This window comes from Pectobacterium sp. 1950-15 (assembly GCF_037136835.1).
In the GTDB taxonomy this organism is placed as follows: domain Bacteria; phylum Pseudomonadota; class Gammaproteobacteria; order Enterobacterales; family Enterobacteriaceae; genus Pectobacterium.
In genome coordinates this window covers 345,942-369,188 of sequence record NZ_JBBBQR010000003.1, presented here as the reverse complement: position 1 = coordinate 369,188, position 23,247 = coordinate 345,942, and the positions used below count along the sequence as shown (strand labels likewise).

24 protein-coding genes are annotated in these 23,247 nt (G+C 47.4%); 16 read left to right on the top strand and 8 right to left on the bottom strand.

The window, feature by feature from the left end; all coding sequences use genetic code 11:
• Nucleotides 1-32: 32 nt before the first annotated feature.
• The 5 genes from phoH to WCT94_RS05800 form a co-directional block, all read right to left on the bottom strand.
• Nucleotides 33-821 (bottom strand): phosphate starvation-inducible protein PhoH, encoded by a 789-nt coding sequence (gene phoH / locus WCT94_RS05820; protein ID WP_336868470.1) that lies wholly within the window; start codon nucleotides 819-821, stop codon nucleotides 33-35.
• A 650-nt stretch (nucleotides 822-1,471) separates the two neighbouring features.
• A complete protein-coding gene (gene fliZ / locus WCT94_RS05815) occupies nucleotides 1,472-1,987 on the bottom strand; it encodes a flagella biosynthesis regulatory protein FliZ (RefSeq protein WP_263057629.1) in 516 nt (171 codons plus the stop codon).
• Between the two features lie 201 nt (nucleotides 1,988-2,188).
• The gene (locus tag WCT94_RS05810) at nucleotides 2,189-2,911 is read right to left on the bottom strand and encodes an RNA polymerase sigma factor FliA (RefSeq protein WP_336868468.1); all 723 of its coding nucleotides are present in this window, start codon (nucleotides 2,909-2,911) and stop codon (nucleotides 2,189-2,191) included.
• Nucleotides 2,912-3,066: 155 nt separating this feature from the next.
• Nucleotides 3,067-4,743 (bottom strand): class I SAM-dependent methyltransferase, encoded by a 1,677-nt coding sequence (locus tag WCT94_RS05805; RefSeq protein WP_336868467.1) that lies wholly within the window; start codon nucleotides 4,741-4,743, stop codon nucleotides 3,067-3,069.
• A gap of 170 nt (nucleotides 4,744-4,913) precedes the next feature.
• Nucleotides 4,914-6,212 carry a FliC/FljB family flagellin gene (locus WCT94_RS05800; RefSeq protein WP_336868487.1) on the bottom strand — a complete coding sequence of 433 codons (1,299 nt, stop codon included), beginning with the start codon at nucleotides 6,210-6,212 and terminating at the stop codon, nucleotides 4,914-4,916.
• Nucleotides 6,213-6,462: 250 nt separating this feature from the next.
• On the opposite strand from WCT94_RS05800, the gene fliD reads away from it, so the two are divergent.
• From fliD to fliT, 3 genes are read left to right on the top strand one after another with little or no spacing between them, the layout of a single operon-like run.
• The gene (gene fliD / locus WCT94_RS05795) at nucleotides 6,463-7,902 is read left to right on the top strand and encodes a flagellar filament capping protein FliD (RefSeq protein ID WP_336868465.1); all 1,440 of its coding nucleotides are present in this window, start codon (nucleotides 6,463-6,465) and stop codon (nucleotides 7,900-7,902) included.
• 14 nt (nucleotides 7,903-7,916) lie between these two features.
• The gene (gene fliS / locus WCT94_RS05790) at nucleotides 7,917-8,324 is read left to right on the top strand and encodes a flagellar export chaperone FliS (RefSeq protein ID WP_193399086.1); all 408 of its coding nucleotides are present in this window, start codon (nucleotides 7,917-7,919) and stop codon (nucleotides 8,322-8,324) included.
• Between the two features lies 1 nt (nucleotide 8,325).
• Nucleotides 8,326-8,694, top strand: a complete 369-nt coding sequence (gene fliT, locus WCT94_RS05785) for a flagella biosynthesis regulatory protein FliT (protein WP_336868463.1) — start codon at nucleotides 8,326-8,328, stop codon at nucleotides 8,692-8,694.
• 58 nt (nucleotides 8,695-8,752) lie between these two features.
• Here fliT and fliE read toward each other — a convergent pair whose 3' ends face one another.
• Nucleotides 8,753-9,067, bottom strand: coding sequence for a flagellar hook-basal body complex protein FliE (fliE, locus tag WCT94_RS05780; protein WP_336868462.1), 315 nt, complete (start codon nucleotides 9,065-9,067; stop codon nucleotides 8,753-8,755).
• Nucleotides 9,068-9,325: 258 nt separating this feature from the next.
• Between fliE and fliF the strand changes: the two genes are divergently transcribed.
• From fliF to fliR, 13 genes are all read left to right on the top strand, one after another.
• On the top strand, nucleotides 9,326-11,023 hold the full coding sequence (gene fliF, locus WCT94_RS05775; protein ID WP_336868461.1) for a flagellar basal-body MS-ring/collar protein FliF: 1,698 nt from the start codon (nucleotides 9,326-9,328) through the stop codon (nucleotides 11,021-11,023).
• Nucleotides 11,020-12,012: a flagellar motor switch protein FliG gene (gene fliG, locus WCT94_RS05770; protein WP_103860356.1), complete on the top strand. Its 993-nt coding sequence runs from the start codon at nucleotides 11,020-11,022 to the stop codon at nucleotides 12,010-12,012. Before fliF ends, fliG begins: the two co-directional genes overlap by 4 nt.
• Nucleotides 12,005-12,730 (top strand): flagellar assembly protein FliH, encoded by a 726-nt coding sequence (fliH, locus tag WCT94_RS05765; protein ID WP_336868459.1) that lies wholly within the window; start codon nucleotides 12,005-12,007, stop codon nucleotides 12,728-12,730. The genes fliG and fliH overlap by 8 nt, the downstream gene beginning before the upstream one ends.
• Nucleotides 12,730-14,100: a flagellar protein export ATPase FliI gene (gene fliI, locus WCT94_RS05760; RefSeq protein WP_015840783.1), complete on the top strand. Its 1,371-nt coding sequence runs from the start codon at nucleotides 12,730-12,732 to the stop codon at nucleotides 14,098-14,100. Before fliH ends, fliI begins: the two co-directional genes overlap by 1 nt.
• 8 nt (nucleotides 14,101-14,108) lie before the next feature.
• Entirely contained in the window at nucleotides 14,109-14,555 is a 447-nt protein-coding gene (gene fliJ, locus WCT94_RS05755; RefSeq protein ID WP_319848196.1) for a flagellar export protein FliJ, read from the top strand.
• Nucleotides 14,552-15,847, top strand: a complete 1,296-nt coding sequence (locus tag WCT94_RS05750) for a flagellar hook-length control protein FliK (RefSeq protein WP_336868458.1) — start codon at nucleotides 14,552-14,554, stop codon at nucleotides 15,845-15,847. The genes fliJ and WCT94_RS05750 overlap by 4 nt, the downstream gene beginning before the upstream one ends.
• A gap of 155 nt (nucleotides 15,848-16,002) precedes the next feature.
• On the top strand, nucleotides 16,003-16,482 hold the full coding sequence (gene fliL / locus WCT94_RS05745) for a flagellar basal body-associated protein FliL (RefSeq protein ID WP_336868456.1): 480 nt from the start codon (nucleotides 16,003-16,005) through the stop codon (nucleotides 16,480-16,482).
• A gap of 5 nt (nucleotides 16,483-16,487) precedes the next feature.
• A complete protein-coding gene (gene fliM / locus WCT94_RS05740; RefSeq protein ID WP_336868454.1) occupies nucleotides 16,488-17,501 on the top strand; it encodes a flagellar motor switch protein FliM in 1,014 nt (337 codons plus the stop codon).
• The gene (gene fliN, locus WCT94_RS05735; protein WP_010279616.1) at nucleotides 17,494-17,907 is read left to right on the top strand and encodes a flagellar motor switch protein FliN; all 414 of its coding nucleotides are present in this window, start codon (nucleotides 17,494-17,496) and stop codon (nucleotides 17,905-17,907) included. The genes fliM and fliN overlap by 8 nt, the downstream gene beginning before the upstream one ends.
• A complete protein-coding gene (gene fliO, locus WCT94_RS05730; RefSeq protein WP_014915900.1) occupies nucleotides 17,907-18,329 on the top strand; it encodes a flagellar biosynthetic protein FliO in 423 nt (140 codons plus the stop codon). The genes fliN and fliO overlap by 1 nt, the downstream gene beginning before the upstream one ends.
• A gap of 77 nt (nucleotides 18,330-18,406) precedes the next feature.
• The gene (fliP, locus tag WCT94_RS05725) at nucleotides 18,407-19,102 is read left to right on the top strand and encodes a flagellar type III secretion system pore protein FliP (RefSeq protein ID WP_172645005.1); all 696 of its coding nucleotides are present in this window, start codon (nucleotides 18,407-18,409) and stop codon (nucleotides 19,100-19,102) included.
• 20 nt (nucleotides 19,103-19,122) lie between these two features.
• Nucleotides 19,123-19,392 (top strand): flagellar biosynthesis protein FliQ, encoded by a 270-nt coding sequence (fliQ, locus tag WCT94_RS05720; protein WP_010279609.1) that lies wholly within the window; start codon nucleotides 19,123-19,125, stop codon nucleotides 19,390-19,392.
• Nucleotides 19,393-19,394: 2 nt separating this feature from the next.
• A complete protein-coding gene (fliR, locus tag WCT94_RS05715; protein WP_336868453.1) occupies nucleotides 19,395-20,180 on the top strand; it encodes a flagellar biosynthetic protein FliR in 786 nt (261 codons plus the stop codon).
• Between the two features lie 338 nt (nucleotides 20,181-20,518).
• On the opposite strand, the gene flgL is transcribed toward fliR, so the two are convergent.
• Both flgL and flgK read right to left on the bottom strand, forming a co-directional pair.
• The gene (gene flgL / locus WCT94_RS05710; protein ID WP_336868452.1) at nucleotides 20,519-21,472 is read right to left on the bottom strand and encodes a flagellar hook-associated protein FlgL; all 954 of its coding nucleotides are present in this window, start codon (nucleotides 21,470-21,472) and stop codon (nucleotides 20,519-20,521) included.
• A 31-nt stretch (nucleotides 21,473-21,503) separates the two neighbouring features.
• Complete coding sequence (flgK, locus tag WCT94_RS05705; RefSeq protein ID WP_336868450.1) at nucleotides 21,504-23,186, bottom strand: flagellar hook-associated protein FlgK; 1,683 nt, start codon at nucleotides 23,184-23,186, stop codon at nucleotides 21,504-21,506.
• Nucleotides 23,187-23,247 lie beyond the last annotated feature (61 nt).

Below are 23,247 nucleotides of genomic sequence, written 5' to 3'. Positions count from 1 at the left end.
ATTCAGGGCTTTTTTGTCAGGCTTCCGATTTATCAGACGTAGGCATGGAGCGTACGCTGGCACAACGCCGAACGCACACAGTCCTCTTTACCGAAAGAGACCACGCCAATCATGTCATCCTCAACAAAACGCTCCAATGCGTCGCGCAGGCCGGATTTCACCCCAGCAGGCAAGTCGCACTGCGTCACGTCACCATTGACGATAACCGTGACATTCTCGCCTAAACGCGTCAGGAACATTTTCATTTGGTTCACCGTCACGTTTTGCGCCTCATCCAGAATCACAACCGCATTTTCAAATGTCCGCCCGCGCATATACGCAAAAGGCGCAATTTCAACTTTGGCGATTTCAGGCCGCAAACAGTACTGCATGAAAGAAGCCCCCAGCCGACGCAAAAGTATGTCGTAAACCGGGCGGAAATAAGGCGCAAATTTCTCCGCAATATCTCCGGGTAAAAAGCCAAGATCCTCGTCGGCCTGTAATACCGGCCGCGTAACAATAATACGCTCAACCTCTTTATGAATTAGTGCCTCCGCCGCTTTCGCAGCGCTCAGATACGTTTTACCGCAGCCAGCTTCACCTGTGGCAAAAATCAACTGTTTGTTTTCTATCGCAGACAAGTAATGTTCCTGGGCAGCAGTACGAGCTTGAATAACGGAATTATCGCGATTTTCACGCGCCATGCCGATTGCTTCAATCCCACCCATCTGTACCAGAGAAGTGACCGATTCTTCCTCACGCTGACGATGGCTACGCGACTCACGACGAATAACGCGTTTAGCTTCACGACGAGCTTTGATCACTGCTTTTTGTCTTCCCATAGTGGCACCTTACAGTTTGTTTCACTTACCGCACTGGTCTACAGTGCGTGACGTTTAACTCACTAACGAGGTTAGGCTTCCTTATTAAGCCAATAGCGGACAGAGAATACGCATGATTCATCCACGAACAGAGTGAAAAACGGGTCGAGTGCTCATGGATAGAAAACGAAAATAAACGGAGAGTTTGGGTAACAAGAGAATGGCGCAGCGTTGAAAATAAGTGGGAGGAACATCCCTCGCATCGGCGAGTCAGCAGCGTAGAATCTTGACATCGACTACAAAGTCCAAAAAAGGACATTACCATTCGCGTTCCTCACTGTGACAACGACTATTCCACTGAATAATGATTGATCGCATCGTAGAACTACTGCTAACCATTGCCTAAAAATTAGTGCCGAATGATTTCAGTAGTATGACAGTGCAATAATTTGCCCCTGCAATGCAAGCGTTTTTTACACTGCCATAACATTTACGTATATACCCGTCATACTTCAAGCTGCTTGTGCGTTGGCTGCCTTACTCACCCCAGTCACTTACTTGTGTAAGCTCCTGGGGATTCGCTCGATTGCCGCCTTCACGCATCTCGAATTATTTAGGGTAAGTATCCCATGGTTTGGCAATGTCAGCCTGAGAACGACGCATTATGTACGTCAGAAATGCCGTTGCCAGTCCAGATATTGATCGTATTTTCGTAAGGCACTGCGGTAAATATTTTGCTCAATATCGGGAAGGTAATCACACACGCGCTGCTGTACCCCATCGCGGTGCCGGGAAAAGGTTTCTGTGGGATAGTTATTGGCAGCCAGCAGTTCGTCCAACCGCCGCAGGCGAATGACATACTCGCGCATCGTGCTATGGCGAACTTCAGTTTGCTCGATCAGATACTGTGTGAAAGCTTTAATATCGAAATAGCTAGCAGTCGTATTGCATAATATTTCGCTACAAAAGCGGCAAAGTGGGATTAATTCCTGTTGCAGACCAGACCATATTTCGTCATCGATAAGCCTGTCGATACTACCGATCGATTTTTTATTGATAAGCTGATTGCGAAATACCAGTGAAACGCGGTCGAGCTCTTTATCACACTGGGAACAGTTGGTCTGTCTGTGTTTGAAGTCTTTCAGATAACGGCTTAGCAGCTGTTTCTTCCGAATTGATGGGTGCATGAATCCATTCCATGACGATATATAACTTCAATGTGAAGCAATAGCACCTTCGTTACACCAGAAATGCTGGAGTGCTAAAAACAGGTAGCATTAACCATTTAAATACTGATGAAAAACGCTCATCAATATTCAAACATTGTCATGATCCCGTGCTTCAGAGACTGAAGATATATTTGATAACAGTATTCCTACGCAGCGCAATTAAACATCGTTCATTAATTTCACGCGCAGGCGCTTTATCGCCTGGCTATGCAACTGACTGACTCTCGACTCTCCGACGTCGAGAACGGCACCGATCTCTTTCAGGTTCAACTCTTCCTGATAGTAAAGCGTCAATACCAATTTCTCACGCTCTGGCAGGCTTTCAATCGCGTCCATTACACGATGGCGCAAATTGCCTTCCATCAGTTGATGCAACGGGTTCGCATCTTCATTGCCTTCCAGTAGAGCCTCTGCGCTGTCACCATGTTCTTCACGCCATTCATCGTAAGAAAAAAGCTGGCTGTTGTTCGTATCCAGCAATATCTGACGATAATCTTCAAGCGTGATATTCAGGGCCTGCGCAACTTCCTGCTCTGTTGGAGTACGACCGAGCTGTTGTTCAGCCTGCTGCATTGCTTGTGCCACTTCCCGCGCATTACGCCGTACACTGCGTGGAGCCCAATCACGACTGCGTAATTCATCCAACATCGAACCGCGGATGCGTTGAACGGCATAGGTAGTAAACGCCGTGCCTTGCAACGAATCATAGCGCTCGACTGCGCTGAGCAAACCGATACCGCCAGCCTGTAGCAGATCGTCAAGCTCAACACTCGCGGGGAGACGAACCTGTAAACGCAAGGCTTCATGGCGCACTAGTGGAACATAGCGCTTCCAGAGGGAATTCTTATCCATTGTGCCTTCGGCGGTATACAAATCGCTCACAGTGACAAATACCTACGATGATAATGTTATCGACACTATTATGCTTTTAGGTAGGGTAGCCAATCGTCTGAATAGCGTCAAAAAAGAAGGGTTATTTGGCTTATGTGCTAATAGATATAGAGTAAGAACTGCCCGCTCAACGCAGGCAGTCAGTATTACGGCAGAAGCAATGCGGTTTTATGCAATACTTTTAGCAAGTTGTTAAGTATTTCACCGGCCAATACATCTAAGTTACGTCGCCCTTTAAGGTAAACACCATCAGTGCCTGGCACCCATCCTTGATGCAGTGCATCACGCAACAAGGTGCGTAATTCTGCAATAGTATGGTTACCATCCAAGTAAGGTAATAAATAGCATTCCGTTTCTTTTAATTGCAAGTTGATGGTTTCATGCCAGAGGTTATGAGGTGTGATACCAAACGATTTTTCCTGACGTCTGACTATCAAAGGTGCTAGTGATGATATCAATTTTGGCTGCGCCCATGCCCTCGCTTTACTATATCCCTCATAAGGATCTGGCTCCATTGAATAGCGCAGACGATTGAGGCGAAATAGCAGTTGTAGCATGGACAACACCCGTTCACGTGCGTCAGCATCGGGCAATCCCAGATTAATACGTGTTATCAATGTATCAACATCCAGTGAGGCTGGCCAAGCGTCTGTCAATGCTTGAATAACCGCCAGCATCGTTTCGTCCCGAGTGAGCAAATCGCGATTATTATGATTAACAAAACAACGGATGCCCTTCGGGGTATTTTCAGACGGCGGCGTTTCCTCAAAATACCCAGCCCAACGTAAATCTGCCAACCGTTCAAGATTAGGGTTTATTCGTACTTGCTCCGCTCGCTCTTGGTGCACAACAATACTTTTGCGGAAATTGCGCCCAATAGCAAAATCCAGATATTGCTGGCGCAGGACTCGCGGTTGCCCCATCGTGACCAAACTATGATTTAATTGGACATGTTCTCCATAGGTTATGGCTAATTCAGTGTGAATTTCAGCATCCCCCACATGTTCCAAACTATGTTGCTGAAGCATATCGGCAAATTCGAGCAGGTAGCAGGGAGAATTGAATGTTTCAAGGTATTCGTGAGTAATATAATAATCGGACAATTTACTGAGCTGGTTAACAATGCTGGTTAACGCTACTGACATCGAATTATTGCTGGCGATTCCATCAGAGAACAAATTTAATACCGCCTTGGCACTGCTTAATCGAGCCTCATCATCCTGTAACCCATGGCTGTGCAGTAGCATAGCATCACGAATGATGTCTCCCGCCTTCCACCCAGGATAAGTGTTGTAACTGATATAGGCGATTCCATTAGGAGACAGATTCTCGCGCATCACGCGCAACATTCCGCTACGCACTTCTGGCGGAATCCAACTGAACACGCCGTGAGAAATAATATAATCAAATTGGCCAAATTCAGGAGTAATATCGGTCAAACTCATCGCATGCAAATGCACGTTTTTTAATCCAACTTCTGCAATTAATTCCTGACCTTGTCCCACTTGCGTTGCTGATAGGTCAACGCCAACCACATGGGCTTGAGGATAAGCCAGCGCAAATGGCAACAGGTTTCCCCCTCCCGCACACCCCAATTCGAGCACGCGAGCCTGAACCAGCGGCACACTGTCTAACCCAAACATTTGTGCAACAGCGCGCAGGTGACCAGGGGAAGAGAAAGGAAAAGCACCTGACTCATAGACATGACGATCATAAGACTGCGCAATTGCTTGGTTTTGCTGCGCCATATTGTCAGATATCAGATCCGTCGTATTGCTTACGGGCGGTATCGCATTGTCAGAGGGGTCAATTGGGGTATTCAAGCAGGGCTCCTATCGAACGAGGATAAAATGACTAGTTGGAGTTGACACTATATCGGATTACACGAGCATCGAATCGCCAGATAACTATGCCACGCACGCTCATTTCTTTAAATAAAAAAACCTGGGTATTACGAACCCAGGTTTTTTGGTTTACCGAGCTAATCGCGAAATTAACGCAGCAGAGACAACACAGTCTGTGGAACCTGGTTAGCCTGTGCCAACACAGAAGTACCCGCCTGTTGCAGGATCTGGTTTTTGCTCATGTTAGACACTTCAGTCGCAATATCTGCATCCTGGATACGGCTACGCGCGGTGGTCAGGTTATTTACCGTATTGTTCAGGTTAGTTACAGTAGATTCAAAACGGTTCTGAATCGCACCCAGATCGCTACGTAAGGAGTCAACCTGAGATAAAGCTTTATCCAGTTTCGCTAAAGGATTGACACTAGCAACGCCTGCAAACTCTGCAGTGGGGGTAGCGGTACTTAATTCAATTACGGTGCCTGTATTGTCAAAGTCTGTTGCAGTAGCCCCATCACTATTGGCCAAACTACCAGCGCCAAGTGCGAAATTACGGCCTTGAATTTCAGAATAGCCAGTCACTGTACCACCGGAAGTTATACCGACTTTTACTAACTGATTGTTGAGAGTAACTGCAGTGGTAACACCGTTGTCTGTATCCGTATACTTGATATCAGCCACGTTCAGGGTTACTCCACCGGTGGCCTTGTCAATGGACGCAGCGTAATAATCAGAGCCAGACTTAACAACATAGTTAGCGGTAGGTTTACCGGCAGCATCATTAACCGCGTGTAAACTCAGAGAATTCGCATTAACGCCTAATTTAGTTGCAGCCGCAGAAAGATCGACATTTTGTAAAGGGTTTGTGGACGCTGCGCCAGCAACCTGTTTCAAGGCATCAGAAATTGGTAATGAATTATCAGATACTGAGAAACCGCCTAAACCTAAAGATTTGGAATTAATTTCTTTAAGATTAATGGTGATGGTTTCATTATCATTAGCACCGACCTGAATTTTTAACCCTTGGTCGCTGGCCAATACTTTCACACCGTTGAACTGCGTTTGTGAAGATACGCGATCGATTTCGTCTAAACGCTGCTGGATTTCACCCTGAACGGAACCCAGGTCAACGTCTTGGTTCGAGCCGTTAGCCGCCTGCACCGCCAGTTCACGGATACGCTGCAGGTTGTTGTTGATTTCGTTCAACGCGCCTTCCGTCGTCTGTGCAACGGAGATACCGTCGTTAGCATTACGCGCTGCCTGAGTCAGGCCTTTGATGTTAGCGGTGAAGCGGTTGGCAATAGCCTGACCTGCTGCATCATCTTTTGCGCTGTTGATACGGAAGCCAGAAGACAAACGCTCGATAGCCGTACCCAGTGCAGACTGAGATTTAGTCAAGTTGTTTTGAGCTGTCAGAGACAGGCTGTTAGTATTGATGACTGCCATAATTGTATTCCTTATTATGCATTTAAGTCGATTTCGGGTCGGTTTAAAGTTCGGGCTATTGCCCACGGCTTTTATCACCGTCCTAACCTGTATCGGCGTGCTTGAAAGAAGCTTTAATTATTTTTAGAAATTTCTTCGTAGAATGAAATCATGCGGCGAAGCAAAAAAACGCATTGCCTCAGCAATACTAAACTTTTTACTGCGGTTGCCGATATACTCTTCACGACGTCTGGAAACCATCAAAGGAATTATTATGGCTACTATCAGCTTTACAGGCTCCACCAGCGGGTTTACCGCTATTCTGGATCAGTTGACCACATTCGAACAATCACGCATCACACCGGTTAACAACCAGAAAAAAACCTACCAAAATCGTGACGCAGCTTTCGATACGCTGAAAACAGCACTGACAAAGTTGGAATCCGCTAATGAAGCCTTGACCAAAGCAAATAGCATTAATAAAACATCAATAACCAGTGGTGAAAATAAAGCCTTTACCGCCACCACGTCCAGCAGCGCGTCCTCTGGTTCATACAGCGTTGAAGTGGAAAATCTGGCAACGGCGCACTCTTTACTTTCATCCGAGTTTTCCAGCAGCAAAGACCCACTGGGTACAACCACTAGCGGTGGTACTCGCACCCTCACCATCAGTCAACCGGGCCAAGAAAAACCGTTGGAAATTCAACTAACGGACAAACAAACTTCATTAGAAGGCATCCGTGATGCGGTCAATAACGCAAACGGTAGCGTCAGTGCTAGCATTATCAAAGCCGATGACGACACCTATTACTTAGCTTTGACCGCAAAAGATACAGGTACTCAAGCCAAAATGACCGTTAGCGTTACTGGCGATGCTACATTAAATAGTAAGCTGAACTATACCCCGGATAATGGTGCTGGCTCTGGCGCAATGAAACAACAAACGGCTGCCGAAAATGCCGTGATTAAACTGAATGGTATTACGATCACTCGCCAAAATAATACCGTCACCGATGCCGTTGACGGCGTATCGCTGACGCTGAAAGCTGAGAGTACACCAGGTGTCGCAGAAAAACTGACCGTTTCCACCGATACCGCACCCATGAAGAAAGCGATTCAAGAATGGGTCGATGCCTACAATGCACTGCAAACGACTATTGGCAATGTGACAAAATTTACCGCCACAGACCCTAACTCAGCTACACCAGACAGCAGCAACGGTGTGCTACTTGGCAACAGTACAGTACGTGGTATTCAAACCACATTGAAAACGCAAATCTCTAGCGCACAAAGCGGCATGAGTATCAATACACTCAATGAACTCGGTATAAAGCAAAACCCTAAAGATGGTAAATTGGAAGTTGATGCAGCCAAGTTGCAAACTGCCTTGGCCGAAAAATCAAGCAGCGTGACCGAATTTTTCGTTGGTGATGGCAAAAAAACTGGGTTTGCGACTCAAGTTAATACCTACCTGGATGGCGTCTTAGACACCAGTTCGGGTGACAAAAAAGGCGCAATTCAAATCGCCAAAGACAGTATCGCAGATACATTAAAGACAATAGAAAAAACGAAAATTCGTACCCAGCAGAGTATTGATGACACCATCGCTCGCTACAAGGCACAGTTCACCCAGTTAGATAAGCTGGTTTCAGACATGAATAGCACAGGCGACTTTTTAACCAAGCAATTTGCAGCATTAAGCAAAAGCCAATAAAAAGGGGACTCGCGATGTATAGCAGGACTGGCACACGAGCCTATGCGCAGGTTGGTGTAGAAAGTGCGGTAATGAGTGCAAACCCACACCAACTTATTGTTATGTTGTTTGATGGCGCAAAAAGCTCGATGGTTCGTGCCCGTATTCTACTGGAACAAGGCGACATACCAGGGAAAGGAGCAGCGTTATCGAAAGCCATTGATATCATTACTAATGGCTTGAAGGTTGGACTAGATATGGAAAAAGGCGGTGAGCTGGCAGAAAATTTGTCAGCGCTCTATGACTATATGACGCAGCGCCTGATGATCGCCAACCTGCACAACGATGTGAAGGTGATAGAGGAAGTAGAAGCTTTGCTGGAAAACATAGCTAGCGCCTGGCGTCAAATCGGCCCAAACTATCAGCCGCCTCAGGAAAAATAGCATGAGCAATCACCATCATCTATTAAAAGATTATCAGCGACTGCAAGCCCTTAGCCGTAAAATTCTTGCATTAGCATCAGGCGGTCAATGGGATGAATTGGTTGCTCAGGAGATTATTTACGTTCAGTTGGTTGAAAATCTCACTAAAAGACCGATTCCGACCGATGTTGACAGCGTTATGCAGGTACATTTTCGCCGAATTTTACGTGAAATTATTGAAAATGAATCGCAAATCAAAGAACTCTTGCGAAACAGAATGGATGACCTCAGGTTGTTAATGAAAAATTCGCTTGCACAGCAAAACGTTAACGCTGCCTATGGTGAGTTCTCAGAGCAGCGACTGTTACCAGGTCATTCAGATAATCAATAATGATATAAATGCCTGTCCATACAGGCATTTATAATGATTTTATCTATAGTTAATAATCCTACACACTCATATTCATCACTTCCTGGTACGCAGATACCAGCTTATTACGCACCTGAATGCCCATCTGCATTGAAATGGATGATTTCTGCAAATCCACCATCACATCATTCAATGCCACGCCCGGAACGCCCATGGTGAATTTTTCACCCTGCGCACGCGCTACCTGTTGCGTATCGCTGATCTTATCGAGCGCGGCCTTCAGCTCACTGGCAAAACCAGGTTCTACCGATGGCCTGGCTATTGACGTGTCAGCCGCCTGCAGAGCTTTGACTTGCATTTGCTGTAAAACGCCATCAATACCTTGAACAGACATAACACCTCGCTAAAATGCTGATTAGGCTTTTTCATATACACTTATGACAGCGATACCCTACCACACCCCATTTAGTCTAAATGGGGTAATTAACGTGAAAAATGCCACCTTATCGACCCATCGATTTTTCTTTTACGGAAAATAATGACATGCCGATAAATGTAGGCGAAATGTTTTATTGATTGCGCAATCAGGGAGTTCTGTTTTGTCACGTCACAACGTTAAGTATATCGTTCAACAACCAAGCAGAGATAGAGTATGAACGCCTCATTAACCGGCGCCGCTACCGGTAAAAATAGCTTTGGCGAAATACTCAACCGGTTACGCGCCAATCCGAAAATTCCGCTATTAATCGCAGCCGCTGCGACCATTGCAATCGTTGTTGCGTTGACGCTATGGGCCAAAGGTCCAGACTATCGAGTGCTTTATAGCAATATAAATGACCGTGACGGTGGTGCAATTGTCAGCGAATTAACGAAGCTGAATATTCCTTACCGCTTTGCGGAAAATGGCGGGGCGATCATGATTCCCGCTGCAAATGTCTATGAGACCCGACTCCGACTTGCTCAATTGGGGCTGCCAAAAGGCGGCGCAGTTGGCTTTGAATTGCTCGATCAGGAAAAGTTTGGCATCAGCCAATTCAGCGAACAGATTAATTACCAGCGTGCGCTGGAAGGTGAACTGTCCAGAACGATAGAAACGCTTGGCCCTGTTCAAAATGCACGAGTTCACCTCGCCATACCGAAACCTTCACTGTTCGTTCGTGAGCAAAAAGCCCCCTCTTCTTCCGTTACCCTGACGTTACAGCCGGGTCGCGCATTAGATGAAGGTCAAATCAATTCCATCGTTTACATGGTCTCCAGCAGCGTTGCGGGCCTGCCGCCGGATAATGTGACGGTCGTCGATCAAACTGGACGTCTGTTAACCCAGGCTGGTGGTAGTGGTCGCGATCTGAATGCCGCACAGCTTAAGTACAGCAACGAAGTCGAGGCGATGTACCAGCGCCGCATAGAATCAATCATCGCGCCCATGGTTGGTATGGGTAACGTACATGCTCAGGTCACCGCACAAATTGATTTCTCTGCCCGCGAACAAACTGACGAACAGTATCAACCGAACCAACCGCCAGATAAAGCGGCCGTTCGCTCTCAGCAGACCAGCCAAAGTGAGCAGCGAGGCGGTCCGAACGTCGGTGGCGTTCCTGGTGCATTAACCAATCAACCCGCTCCGGCTCCTACAGCGCCTATCGCAACGCCGCCAAATAATGCTAATGCGAACAATCAGGCTGGCCAGCAGAACCAAAACAATGCGGCAAATGCGAATACCGTTATTCAAACATCAAACGTTCGCAATGATGCAACAACCAACTATGAAGTCGACAAGACGATTTTACATACCAAACACAGCACAGGTGGTGTAAAGCGCTTGTCTGCGGCCGTTATTGTTAACTACCAGCCTCCTGGTGCGGATGGCAAACCGGTTGCACTGACGGAAGAGCAGATCAAACAGATTGAAACAGTAGCACGTGAAGCTATGGGCTTTTCTGCTGAACGCGGTGATACATTGAATGTCGTGAATACGCCATTTATGGACAGCACCGACGGTTCTGGCGAACTCCCCTTCTGGCAAAAACAGGCATTCTTCGATCTCCTGATGGAAGCTGGCCGTTGGCTGCTGGTTCTGATCGTTGCCTGGATTCTGTGGCGTAAGCTGGTTCGTCCACAATTGCAGAGAAAAGCACAGCAGCAAGAAGCGGCACTGGCAGCGGCTGCCCTGTCTCAAGGTGCAGACAACGATGTTATGGTCAACCTGAGTAGCTCGGAAGTTGAACAGCAGCGGAAATCGCAACAACGTGTCAATGCAGAAATGCAAAGTAACCGTATACGTGAAATGGCAGAGAACGATCCACGCGTTGTCGCTCTGGTAATTCGTCAATGGATGAGTACTGAACTATGAACCTGACAGGAACAGAAAAAAGCGCCATCTTATTGATGACCATTGGTGAAGACCGCGCCGCTGAGGTGTTTACTCATCTTTCGACCAAAGAAGTACAACATCTCAGTTCTGCAATGGCGAACATGAGGCAGGTATCACAACAGCAACTGCTAGAAATCCTGAGAGAATTTGAGGCAGACTCAGAGCAGTATGCAGCGCTTAGCGTAAATGCTGGCGACTATCTTCGCTCTGTGCTTGTCAAAGCGCTTGGTGAAGAACGTGCGTCTAGCCTGTTGGAAGATATTCTTGAAAGCCGCGACTCTACGAGTGGGATGGAAACGCTCAACTTCATGGAGCCGCAGATTGCCGCAGACCTCATCCGCGACGAACATCCACAGATTATCGCAACAATCCTGGTACACCTGAAACGTGCTCAGGCTGCCGATATCTTAGCCCTGTTTGACGAGCGCCTGCGCCATGACGTCATGCTGCGTATTGCAACCTTCGGCGGCGTTCAGCCTTCCGCACTGGCAGAATTGACAGATGTTCTGAATGGCTTGCTGGATGGCCAGAACCTCAAACGCAGCAAGATGGGTGGTGTTCGTACTGCGGCTGAAATTATCAACCTGATGAAAACACAGCAGGAAGAAGCGGTTATTGATGCCGTACGCGAGTTCGATGGCGAACTGGCACAGAAAATCATCGACGAAATGTTCCTGTTCGAAAACCTGGTGGACGTGGACGACCGCAGCATCCAGCGTCTTCTGCAAGAAGTCGAGTCCGAGTCTCTGCTGTTGGCATTGAAAGGTGCCGAAGAGCCTTTACGCGAGAAATTCCTGCGCAACATGTCTCAGCGTGCAGCAGAAATTCTTCGCGACGACCTCTCGACTCGCGGCCCGGTACGTATGTCTCAGGTCGAAAACGAACAGAAAGCTATTCTGCTTATCGTTCGTCGTCTGGCAGACAGCGGCGAAATGATTATCGGTGGCGGCGAGGATGCTTATGTCTAACGCCCCCAAGAACCTGGCCTGGCAGCCCTGGAAGCTCAACGATCTGGCCGAACCCGTTTCGAAGCCAGTCCTACCAAGCTATCAGGTAAGTGACGAACCTGAACTGCCTGACATGGAGCGTTTTACTGAAGAAAGCGCCCTTTCAGCCGCTGAGGACGAGTTAGCTTCCCTGCGTGAAAGCACGATGCAGCAAGCGCGAGAAACAGGTTTTGCGCAAGGGCACCAACAAGGCTATGACGCGGGCTATCAGGAAGGTTTAGCCAAGGGGCAACAGCAGGGTCTGCAGAATGCCCTACAGCAGCAGCAACCGATCATCGAACAGATGCAGAATATGGTCACCGAATTTCAACAGACGCTGGATACACTCGACAGTGTGATTCCAGCCCGTCTGATGCAGTTGGCTCTGACCGCCGCTAAGCAGATTTTGGGGCAACCTCCAGTCTGCGACGGTAACGCACTGCTCGGTCAAATACAGCAACTGATTCAGCAAGAACCGATGTTTTCGGGTAAAACGCAGCTGCGCGTTCATCCTTCAGATCTGGAGCGCGTGGAACAGTATTTGGGCCCGACACTCAGCTTGCATGGCTGGAGATTGCTTGCCGATAGCCAACTTCACCCAGGCGGCTGTAAAGTCAGCGCGGAAGAAGGCGATCTGGATGCCAGTCTGGCAACACGCTGGCATGAGCTTTGCCGTTTAGCCGCACCGGGAGAGCTATGATGACTTCACGCCTCGGACGCTGGCTTTCTTCTCTCGATTCATTTGAGAAGCGTATTGACGACACACCTTCGGTGCGTCGTTACGGCCGCTTAACCCGGGCGACAGGTTTGGTATTGGAAGCGACAGGGCTGCATATGCCACTGGGTGCTACCTGTCTCATCGAACGACAGAATGGTTCTCAGGTTGAAGAAATCGAAAGCGAAGTTGTCGGCTTCAACGGGCAAAAACTCTTTCTCATGCCGCTGGAAGAAGTTGAAGGCATTACCCCCGGCGCACGTGTTTATGCCCGCGTCGGTCAAGATAGCAGCAGTCAGGGAAAACAATTACCACTAGGCCCCGAACTACTTGGTCGAGTGCTGGATGGTAGCGCAAAACCGCTGGACGGTTTACCTGCACCGGATACAGGCTATCGCGCACCGCTGATTACACCGCCGTTCAACCCATTACAGAGAACACCCATCGAAAGTGTTCTGGACGTGGGTGTCCGAGCCATCAACGCCTTGCTTACCGTGGGTCGGGGGCAACGAATGGGTCTGTTTGCTGGCTCAGGGGTAGGTAAAAGTGTGCTGTTGGGGATGATGGCGCGCTATACTCAAGCTGACGTCATTGTTGTCGGCCTTATCGGCGAACGTGGCCGAGAAGTAAAAGATTTTATCGAGAATATTTTAGGTACAGAGGGACGTGCGCGTTCCGTCGTGATTGCTGCGCCAGCGGATGTTTCTCCATTATTAAGGATGCAAGGGGCGGCGTATGCCACGCGTATTGCGGAAGATTTTCGCGATCGCGGGTATCACGTTCTGCTCATCATGGATTCGCTCACGCGTTACGCTATGGCGCAACGTGAAATTGCTTTAGCCATTGGCGAACCACCGGCAACCAAGGGTTATCCCCCTTCTGTCTTCGCCAAATTACCCGCGCTGGTAGAACGCGCAGGAAATGGTATTCATGGAGGTGGTTCAGTCACCGCCTTCTATACTGTTCTTACGGAAGGTGACGATCAGCAGGATCCAATAGCCGACTCCGCTCGTGCCATTCTGGACGGACACATTGTGTTGTCCCGTCAATTGGCTGAGTCTGGCCATTATCCGGCAATTGATATTGAAGCCTCGATTAGCCGTGCAATGACCGCGCTGATAGATGAAGGCCACTATGCTTCTGTAAGGCAGTTTAAACAGTTATTATCCAGCTACCAACGTAACCGTGATTTAGTCAGCGTTGGTGCCTACGCCGCAGGCAGCGACCCTATGCTCGACAAAGCAATTCGACTTTATCCACATCTGGAAGCCTTCTTGCAGCAGGGTATGTTTGAACAAAGTAACTATGAAGAATCTTGCCAGGCGTTGCACACTATTTTCCCTCGTAACGAGTAGGAGAGCAGATGAAAACCCAGTCACCGCTGGTTACACTACGCGAACTGGCGCAGAAGGACGTTGAGAAAGCAGCAGGCCAGTTGGGACAGGTGCGTCAGGCGCATCAACAGGCAGAGCAGCAGCTCAATATGCTGTTAAACTATCAGGATGACTATCGTCAAAAATTGAACTCGACGATGTCTGCTGGTATGGCAAATAATAGTTGGCAAAATTATCAGCAGTTCATCCGAACGCTTGACAGTGCAATTGAGCAACACAGACAGCAGCTCTCGCAGTGGACATCGCGTTTAGATTTAGCAATGAAGACTTGGCAAGAAAAGCAGCAGCGATTGAACGCTTTTGAGAAACTGCAAGATCGCGAACTGACAAGACAGCTTGCCAAAGAAAATAAAATAGAACAAAAACAAATGGATGAATTTGCCCAACGGGCCTCACAGAGGAAAGCAGAATCATGAATCTGTCCGTGTTACCCATAGCTACCACTGTCAGTGATGCGAGCAGTTCTTCTGCTTCTCTGCTGACACAGGATGAGCTGCCAAAAGATTTTGTTGATCTGTTGAGCAAACGCATATCGCAAATAGCCGATACATCGGATAAAAAAACACTCGATAAAGTGGACGAAGAAGCCCTGCTAAGCGCGCTAGGGAAAGAGGGGACTTCCCTCAGTCGTGATGATTTAAACGCGATGCTCTCTTCATTCAGTTCACTTACTGGCGCAGCCATTACTGTGGGTAAGCAAAATCCTGACATTGCCGAGCAGGCGAAGCTTAAGGGCCAGGACAAAAAAGACAGCGCCAGCGCGACAGATAACGCCGTTGCTATGCAGGCACTGTTTGCCATGTTGCAAACGACACCGCTTGCTACTCAGCCTGTCTCTGATAATATCGCCACGACTGCCGTAAATACGGGGTTAGCGATTCCGGGGCTCATTGACGCTAAACGCCAGAATGAAACGCCAACATCCGTACTAAACAATATGGATGGAAACACCAAAAGTACGTTGGCAAAACTGCTCGACACTTCAGTAATGCCGGATAAAGATGCGGGCCTATCACGCGATCTCCATCATGCAGGCAAGCAAACTGCATCGGCAACAACCGAGTCTGCGGATGAAGCTACAAAGTTTGCGCTAACGACGCCAGCGTCCCTTGCGGGCGATCGCAATGCATCTGAATCAGTTTCAGCCTTAAATAATAACGTGTCTCAAACTACCCCGCCTGTCGCACAGGCGATGCATGTTCAGCCAGCATCGGTGGGGACAACCACTCCAGCCCCTCAGGCAGCGAGCGCACAGTTGAATGCCCCCTTTGGTTCACCGCAATGGCAAGACGCACTGGGTCAGCAGATAGTGATGTTCAGCCGTAATGGGCAGCAAACCGCGGAGCTACGTTTAAATCCGCAGGAACTGGGTGCCCTGCATATCAGCCTAAAAATTGATGATAATCAGGCACAAATTCATCTGGCATCAGCAAGCAGCCAGGTTCGCTCAGCGCTGGAAGCTGCACTGCCCCACCTGCGTAACGCGATGGCAGAAAGCGGAATTAACCTTGGCCAGAGCAGTGTAGGTAGTGATTCCTCTGCCTGGCAACAGCAAATGGCCAGCAATAATAACGACGGCAATAACCGTGGCCCGTCTTATCAGCAGCAATTTGGTCATTCAGCAGAAGGCACGGGTGAATTACTAAATGTACCAGAACAGTTAAGATCAATGGCATCATCCGTCAACGGCGTTGATATCTTTGCCTGAAAGTGAAGTAAACGAATAAGTTAGCACGGTTTTCCCTGCCTATTCTCTGTATTGAACATTGCAATAGGCAGGATAATCATCGACATTACGCATTTATTTATTGCTGGTTTCATACAGCAGTAAATATCGATAAGTAACGGGAACTATCTTTGGCTATGTCTGATATGCAAGTTCGACCAGGACGTAAACGGTCTATTTGGCTAATACTACTGATTATCGCTGCTCTCGCTGCAACTGGTGCCGCGGGTGCCGCCTGGTGGTTATTAAATCAGAAAAACTCAGCAACGGCTGAGCATGAAGTACCGCCACCGCCAGAGCCTGTTTTCATGCCACTGGATACCTTTACCGTTAATCTCGTCAATGCAGATAATGACCCTGATCGCGTGTTATATGTTGGATTCACGCTGCGTTTACCAGATGAAGCTACGCGTACACGGTTTACTAATTATCTGCCAGAGGTTCGCAGCAGACTGTTATTATTGCTTTCTCGTCAGGACGCGATTGCCCTTGCCAATGAGCAAGGTAAACAGAAGCTGATCGAGCAAATTAAGCAAGTGCTAAGCCCACCATTAGTTCCTGGTCAACCTAACCAGGTCGTTACTGATGTTCTGTTCACGGCCTTTATACTGCGGTAACCATTATGGGCGATAGCATTCTTTCACAAGCAGAAATTGATGCATTATTAAATGGCGACAGCGGCGATAGCGATGCTGATGCGAATGCGTCGTCAAAAGCGGATGGGGACGTTAAGCCCTACGACCCGAATACTCAGCGACGCGTTATCCGCGAGCGTTTACAGGCATTAGAAATCATTAATGAGCGCTTTGCGCGTCAATTCCGTATGGGATTGTTTAACCTGTTGCGCCGCAGCCCTGATATCACCGTAGGTGCGATCAAGATCCAACCTTATCATGAGTTTGCCAGGAACCTTCCTGTACCGACAAATCTGAATTTGATCCACTTAAAACCACTCCGTGGTACAGCACTGTTTGTATTTTCACCAAGTCTGGTATTTATTGCCGTAGATAACCTTTTCGGTGGCGATGGACGTTTCCCAACGAAAGTAGAAGGACGTGAATTTACCCATACAGAACAAAGGGTGATCAAACGAATGTTACGCTTGGCGTTGGAAGCCTATGGCGAAGCTTGGAATGCGATTTATAAACTTGATATCGAATACGTGCGCTCAGAAATGCAGGTTAAGTTTACCAACATCACAACGTCACCTAATGATATTGTCGTGACGACACCATTTCATGTTGAAATCGGTTCACTCACTGGCGAATTCAACATCTGTATTCCTTTTTCAATGATTGAGCCGCTGCGTGAGTTATTGGCTAATCCACCGTTGGAGAACTCACGTCAAGAAGATCAGAACTGGCGAGACACCTTAGCCAAACAGGTACAGCATTCAGAATTGGAATTGGTAGCAAACTTTGTTGATGTTCCGCTACGACTCTCCAAAGTCCTGAAGTTGCAGCCTGGCGATGTGTTACCGATCGACAAACCGGAAAAAATTATTGCCCATGTTGATGGCGTGCCGGTGATGACCAGCCAATATGGCACATTAAACGGGCAATATGCCCTACGTGTTGAACATTTGATTAACCCTATATTGAATTCTCTGGATAACGAGGAACAGCCCCATGAGTGACACCAAGAAACCGTCCGACGACAAGGAATCAGTGGACGATCTGTGGGCTGATGCATTTAACGAGCAGCAGGCTGCAGAAAAACCGGCAGCGACAACAGAAGGCATTTTTAAGTCTCTAGACGGTCATGATCCTCTGGGTGCTTTGCAGGATATCGACCTGATATTAGATATTCCTGTCAAACTCACCGTTGAGCTTGGCCGGACCAAAATGACGATAAAAGAGTTACTACGCCTGACTCAGGGCTCCGTTGTTGCACTTGATGGCTTAGCAGGTGAACCGTTGGATATCCTCATCAATGGCTATCTGATCGCTCAGGGTGAAGTTGTCGTCGTGTCTGACAAGTATGGTGTTCGTATTACCGACATCATCACACCATCTGAACGTATGCGCCGCCTGAGTCGTTAATGGCAATAGCCTCGATATCATCTCCGGCCCCCGTAGCAAGTCAGCAGTCAACACTTGTTACTGAGCCACCACTTACCGGCAGCATGTTACTGACACAGGTTGGTAGCGTGCTAGCTGGTATTTTATTATTTATTCTGCTGATTGCCTGGCTAGCTCGCAAACTCGGTTTTGCTCCCCAAGCCAAGCAAAACAAGTTGTTAAAAGTCGTATCCAGTTGCCCTGTCGGGCAGCGTGAACGTGTCGTTATTGTAGAAGTTGATAATACCTGGCTGGTGTTAGGTGTTACGGCTCAGCAAATCACGCCGCTGCATACACTTCCAGCACAACCAACCAACGACAGTTCCTCAACTGGTGACACCAAGCCGGTAGATTTCAATCAACTGTTAAAGAAAGTTTTAAAGCGTCCGGAAAAATCGGAATGAGTGCCTTGCCTAATTATTTTCGTATCACCGCCCTGCTTCGCACACTGCGCTACGGTTTAGCCATCGGTTTATTGTTCATGGCACCATCAGTGTGGGCACAACTTCCCGGTATTGTGACGCAACCTCTACCTAACGGTGGACAGAGCTGGACGCTATCCGTACAGACACTGGTTTTACTCACGTCATTAACGTTTATTCCTGCTGCATTATTAATGATGACCAGCTTTACCCGAATCATCATTGTACTGAGCTTGTTACGTAACGCGCTGGGTACCCCAACCGCACCACCGAACCAGGTATTACTCGGGTTGACGCTTTTCCTGACATTTTTTGTCATGTCGCCAGTATTAAACCGCGTTTATGACGAAGCTTATCTTCCCTTCAGCCAGGATCAAATCAGCATGGAAGTCGCCATCGAACGTGGCGCAGAACCCGTGCGTGAATTCATGTTGCGGCAGACCCGGGAAACCGATCTGGCGTTATTTACCCGGCTGGCAGAAATCCCAGAGATCCAGGGACCTGAAGCAGTGCCCATGCGTGTACTTCTTCCCGCATTTGTGACAAGTGAGCTAAAAACTGCTTTCCAAATTGGTTTCACCGTGTTTATCCCTTTCCTCATCATTGACCTCGTTGTTGCCAGCGTATTGATGGCGTTAGGGATGATGATGGTTCCTCCGGCAACCATTTCATTGCCTTTTAAACTCATGCTTTTCGTATTAGTCGATGGCTGGCAACTGCTACTCGGTTCATTAGCCCAGAGTTTTTATAGTTAGACGAATAGAGGAATGCGACTATGACACCAGAATCGGTGATGGCGCTTGGCTATGAGGCAATGAAGGTAGCATTGGCGTTAGCGGCCCCTCCGTTGATGGCAGCACTACTCAGCGGGCTGCTTATTAGTCTCCTGCAGGCAGCCACTCAGATAAACGAAATGACGCTGTCGTTTATCCCTAAAATCCTAACGGTCTTCTTCACCTTAGTGATTGCTGGCCCCTGGATGTTAAACCTCATGCTGGACTATATGCGTACGCTATTCGGCCAGTTACCTAATATTATTGGGTAAGCATGCTGACGTTTAACAGTTGGGACATGGTGAATTGGGTCAGTCAGTTTTTCTGGCCTTTTGTCAGAATTCTCGCACTGATCAGCACCGCACCTGTCTTTAACGAAAGAGCGATTGGCAATCGGGTAAAGATCGGTCTGGGCGCGCTGATTACCCTACTCGTCGCTCCCTATTTGCCATTAAACACCACGCCTATTTTTTCCGTCGCGGGCGTATGGCTGTTAATACAGCAAATTCTCATCGGTGTTACGCTTGGCCTATCAATGCAGTTAGCATTTGCCGCTATTCGCCATGCTGGCGAACTCATTGGCTTACAAATGGGGCTCGCTTTTGCGACCTTCTTTGATCCCACTGGCGGCCCGAATATGCAGGTAGTCGCCCGTTTCCTGAATATTCTCGCAATCCTACTGTTCTTGACCTTTGATGGGCACCTCTGGATGATTTCGCTATTAGCAGATAGTTTCTATACACTGCCCATCAGCGCCAATCCTATTAACAGCAACGCTTTTCTCGCTCTTGCTCGTGCCGGTGGACTGATTTTTATTAACGGATTGATGCTAGCGCTGCCAATCATAACCCTATTGCTGACCATCAATCTGGCATTAGGCATGCTTAACCGTATGGCACCTCAGCTCTCGATATTTGTCGTTGGCTTCCCGATTACCCTCCTGGTGGGAATGATGACGTTAGGTTTATTACTTCCCCTTATCCCTCCCTTTGCAGAGCATTTATTCAGCGAAGTATTCGATTTACTCGCTGACATTCTCATTCAGCTATCGAGTTCTTAGCTTACTATATAACGTAGTAGCCGAAGTGAGACCAATATAGATCGTGTGCAGATATTTATTCCCCATTTAAACATCCTTACAGTTTGCTATCGCAGCCATCATATGGATATAAATCGCGCATGGAGATTGCACCAGACACGATGCCCTGAAACAGTCTATGCACTAAAAGTGTAAGCATTATATAAAAGGGAATATCAGAGATAATTTAGGATAATGGGGAATAAAAAATGGCATGTCATCCATTCAATATAATGAAGGGAGTGACACGCCTAAAAAATACGCCCGGTTTAAGCGTATTCAAACCGTAAAGTAGTATAGAAAAATATCGTCTATGACTACTATCTCATCTGGAATAACGACATTCCTTGCATATTCTGGAAAGCCGTATAAGAGGCCTTCAGAGAAGACTGCTGCATGATGTAGGATGAAATCGCCTCATACCAGTCTGTATCCTGCAACTGTGATAATGTCGCTTTATTTGTCACCTCACGATCTTTACCAATTGCATCAAGATTATCAATCTCATTGAGCTGAATCCCTAACTCTGCACGAACGGCGGAAACATTATTTAGCGTATTGTTTAAACCGCGATTGGCCGTATCCATTGCAGCAGCAACACCAGCTTTTGTTGCATCATCAGCACCATCAAGCGGAGTTTCAAGCGCCTTAATTGCAATGTCCAGCGTTTCAAACAAATCCGATTGAACAGTGCCATCAGGTTCTTTCTTCGCGTCTCCCGTTACCTTACGGAAAACTGCAGAACCGACATGGCTGATATTCATATCTCTAGCAGCATCGACACGCTGTGAAATCGCTTTATCTCCGCCGACATAGTTAACGCCTGTAGCTCCCTCAACAAAAGGAATTTTATCTGTTTCATAACCGGCAAAAATATAATTGCCATTGCCATCGGTGCTATTCGCCAGATTCAATAATTCAGCCTTCATACCGCGCAACGCTGTGGCATGTGATTTCCGGTCGTCATCACTCTTGATACCACCACCGCTAATCACCTCAGTTAGGGCAGAGGTAATAGTGATAACGCTTTTATCTAAGATAGAATCTTCCAATGACATGCTTTGCTTAGCAAACGTACGTGCTAGCGTATATTGGCTGTTTTCCGACTGAGCCTGGCCAAGCATAATAACATTCGCTGCTGCAATCGGATCATCTGATGGATTTACGACACGCTTGCCCGTTGCCAACTGCTCGCCTGTTTTTTGCCACGTCGCCTGACCATTAATAATGCCTTGCATATTTTGCTGATATATCATGCTAGTACTTAAACGCATGGTATTAATTCCTCTCAATCAAATGGTCAAACTAGTTACGAGCTGCTAAAAGTGCATCAAATATAGATTGTGCTGTTTTGATGACCTGAGCATTTGCCATATAGTATTGCTGATAACGCATCAGATCGCCGTACTCTTCATCCAAGTTTACACCGGACACGGACTGTTGTTCTGCCGTCAGTTGCTTAACAACGTTTTGCTGCGATGTATTATTTATCTTCAGCGTGTTGGTCTGGTTGCCAATCGCACCAACTAAACTAGCATACGCACCAGAAACGCTCGCTTTGCGACCTACGATTTTTTCATTCTGCAGAGCAAGCAACGCTTTAGCATTGGTGTTATCACTCACACCACCGAAAGGAATAGAATTACCAGTTGCATCAAAAGCAGATGCTGCTGCAATTTTATTCGGATCGGAAATAGCTACTGACATATCAATAATAGCGTCATTGACCGGCTTAAGCAGAAAGCTATCATTCGTTGCAGGTGCCCCTGTAATACTCATTTTGATGCCATCAAAATTCAGACTGCTCTCGGGCGGAGCCCCTGCGGTTGTTACTGCTGCGGTAAATTTTGAATTATCAGACAAACGCGTTACTTGCCAATCGGTGCCATCATATTTAATCGAATAATTGGTTGCCTGTACGTCTTTGGTATCGGTATAAGATGGTGTTAGTACCGCATTACCACTGTTTTTACTGTCATTCAGGGCAACCGCCTTACCAAAAGAGAAGAAATCACCGCCTTTAATGCCATCACGGTCATAACCTTTTTGATGTTGAGCATTAAATGCATCAGCAAATGACAGTGCTAACTGCCCAAGCTGATTGCGTGCCCCATCCAGCGTCTCTGAACGGAAGGAGAGCAATCCCCCTAATGAACCGCCCGTTAACGTACTCTCATTCAAGGTGATAACATCGTTTGTCTGATCTTTATATCCGATGGTAAGGCGAGTCGGATCGATGCTGGAACCTATTGCGGCTAACTGATTGCTTGTGCCTGCCTGAACGAGGTTGGTACCATTCTTTAACGCAACGTTATAAACAGTTCCATCTTGAATAACGACATCAACCCCCACTAACTTATTAAGCTGATCGACTAATACATCGCGCTGATCGAGCAAATCATTAGGCATCGTGCCGCTATTTGCGCCCATTAGTTTCGTGATTTCGTTGTTTAACGATGCGATCTGGTCAGTATACGTATTAATTTGGCCAACAGTACTTTGAATCTGCGTATTCAGTCCACTGTCCATGTCACGCAGATATTTATCCGTGACCTTGAATTGGTTTACCAGCCCTTCAGCTTTGCCCAGTACAGTTTGACGAGTCGACGAATCACCTGCGTTACTGGTGAGATTTTGCAGGTTAGAAAAGAAGCCCTGTATGGTTGATGACAAGCTAGTCGTACTACTGGCCAGCAGATTATCAATCTTAGAAATCTGCTCGTAATAAGCGGTAACTGAACTGCTTGTCGTTTGCGCAGAACGTAGTTGGTTGGTAATAAATTCATTATATTGGCGGTCAATGCTAACAACATTAACACCGTTACCCATATATCCTGCGGATGTGCTGCTGCTAATTGCTTGTTCAATTATGGTATTTTGCCGGCTATATCCAGTAACAGCTTGATTACTAATGTTGTTACTGACTGTGCTAAGAGCGGCCTGTGCACCTTTTAAGCCACTCATCGCCGTATTAATTAAATTGGACATAGGGTGTTGTTCCTTTTACACAGGCTTTTCCGCCCTGCGCGATTAACCAAATGCTGAAAGA

What these genes read in the sequence shown, in the direction of transcription:
- fliT (WP_336868463.1), top strand. Translation starts at nt 8,326, where the DNA reads ATGAGCAATCACCATCATCTATTAAAAGATTATCAGCGACTGCAAGCC.
- fliZ (WP_263057629.1), bottom strand. Translation starts at nt 1,987, where the DNA reads ATGCACCCATCAATTCGGAAGAAACAGCTGCTAAGCCGTTATCTGAAA.
- flgK (WP_336868450.1), bottom strand. Translation starts at nt 23,186, where the DNA reads ATGTCCAATTTAATTAATACGGCGATGAGTGGCTTAAAAGGTGCACAG.
- fliP (WP_172645005.1), top strand. Translation starts at nt 18,407, where the DNA reads ATGGCACCATCAGTGTGGGCACAACTTCCCGGTATTGTGACGCAACCT.
- fliQ (WP_010279609.1), top strand. Translation starts at nt 19,123, where the DNA reads ATGACACCAGAATCGGTGATGGCGCTTGGCTATGAGGCAATGAAGGTA.
- fliH (WP_336868459.1), top strand. Translation starts at nt 12,005, where the DNA reads ATGTCTAACGCCCCCAAGAACCTGGCCTGGCAGCCCTGGAAGCTCAAC.
- fliO (WP_014915900.1), top strand. Translation starts at nt 17,907, where the DNA reads ATGGCAATAGCCTCGATATCATCTCCGGCCCCCGTAGCAAGTCAGCAG.
- fliG (WP_103860356.1), top strand. Translation starts at nt 11,020, where the DNA reads ATGAACCTGACAGGAACAGAAAAAAGCGCCATCTTATTGATGACCATT.
- phoH (WP_336868470.1), bottom strand. Translation starts at nt 821, where the DNA reads ATGGGAAGACAAAAAGCAGTGATCAAAGCTCGTCGTGAAGCTAAACGC.
- fliI (WP_015840783.1), top strand. Translation starts at nt 12,730, where the DNA reads ATGACTTCACGCCTCGGACGCTGGCTTTCTTCTCTCGATTCATTTGAG.
- fliR (WP_336868453.1), top strand. Translation starts at nt 19,395, where the DNA reads ATGCTGACGTTTAACAGTTGGGACATGGTGAATTGGGTCAGTCAGTTT.
- fliS (WP_193399086.1), top strand. Translation starts at nt 7,917, where the DNA reads ATGTATAGCAGGACTGGCACACGAGCCTATGCGCAGGTTGGTGTAGAA.
- flgL (WP_336868452.1), bottom strand. Translation starts at nt 21,472, where the DNA reads ATGCGTTTAAGTACTAGCATGATATATCAGCAAAATATGCAAGGCATT.
- fliE (WP_336868462.1), bottom strand. Translation starts at nt 9,067, where the DNA reads ATGTCTGTTCAAGGTATTGATGGCGTTTTACAGCAAATGCAAGTCAAA.
- fliF (WP_336868461.1), top strand. Translation starts at nt 9,326, where the DNA reads ATGAACGCCTCATTAACCGGCGCCGCTACCGGTAAAAATAGCTTTGGC.
- fliL (WP_336868456.1), top strand. Translation starts at nt 16,003, where the DNA reads ATGTCTGATATGCAAGTTCGACCAGGACGTAAACGGTCTATTTGGCTA.
- WCT94_RS05750 (WP_336868458.1), top strand. Translation starts at nt 14,552, where the DNA reads ATGAATCTGTCCGTGTTACCCATAGCTACCACTGTCAGTGATGCGAGC.
- fliM (WP_336868454.1), top strand. Translation starts at nt 16,488, where the DNA reads ATGGGCGATAGCATTCTTTCACAAGCAGAAATTGATGCATTATTAAAT.
- fliN (WP_010279616.1), top strand. Translation starts at nt 17,494, where the DNA reads ATGAGTGACACCAAGAAACCGTCCGACGACAAGGAATCAGTGGACGAT.
- fliJ (WP_319848196.1), top strand. Translation starts at nt 14,109, where the DNA reads ATGAAAACCCAGTCACCGCTGGTTACACTACGCGAACTGGCGCAGAAG.
- fliD (WP_336868465.1), top strand. Translation starts at nt 6,463, where the DNA reads ATGGCTACTATCAGCTTTACAGGCTCCACCAGCGGGTTTACCGCTATT.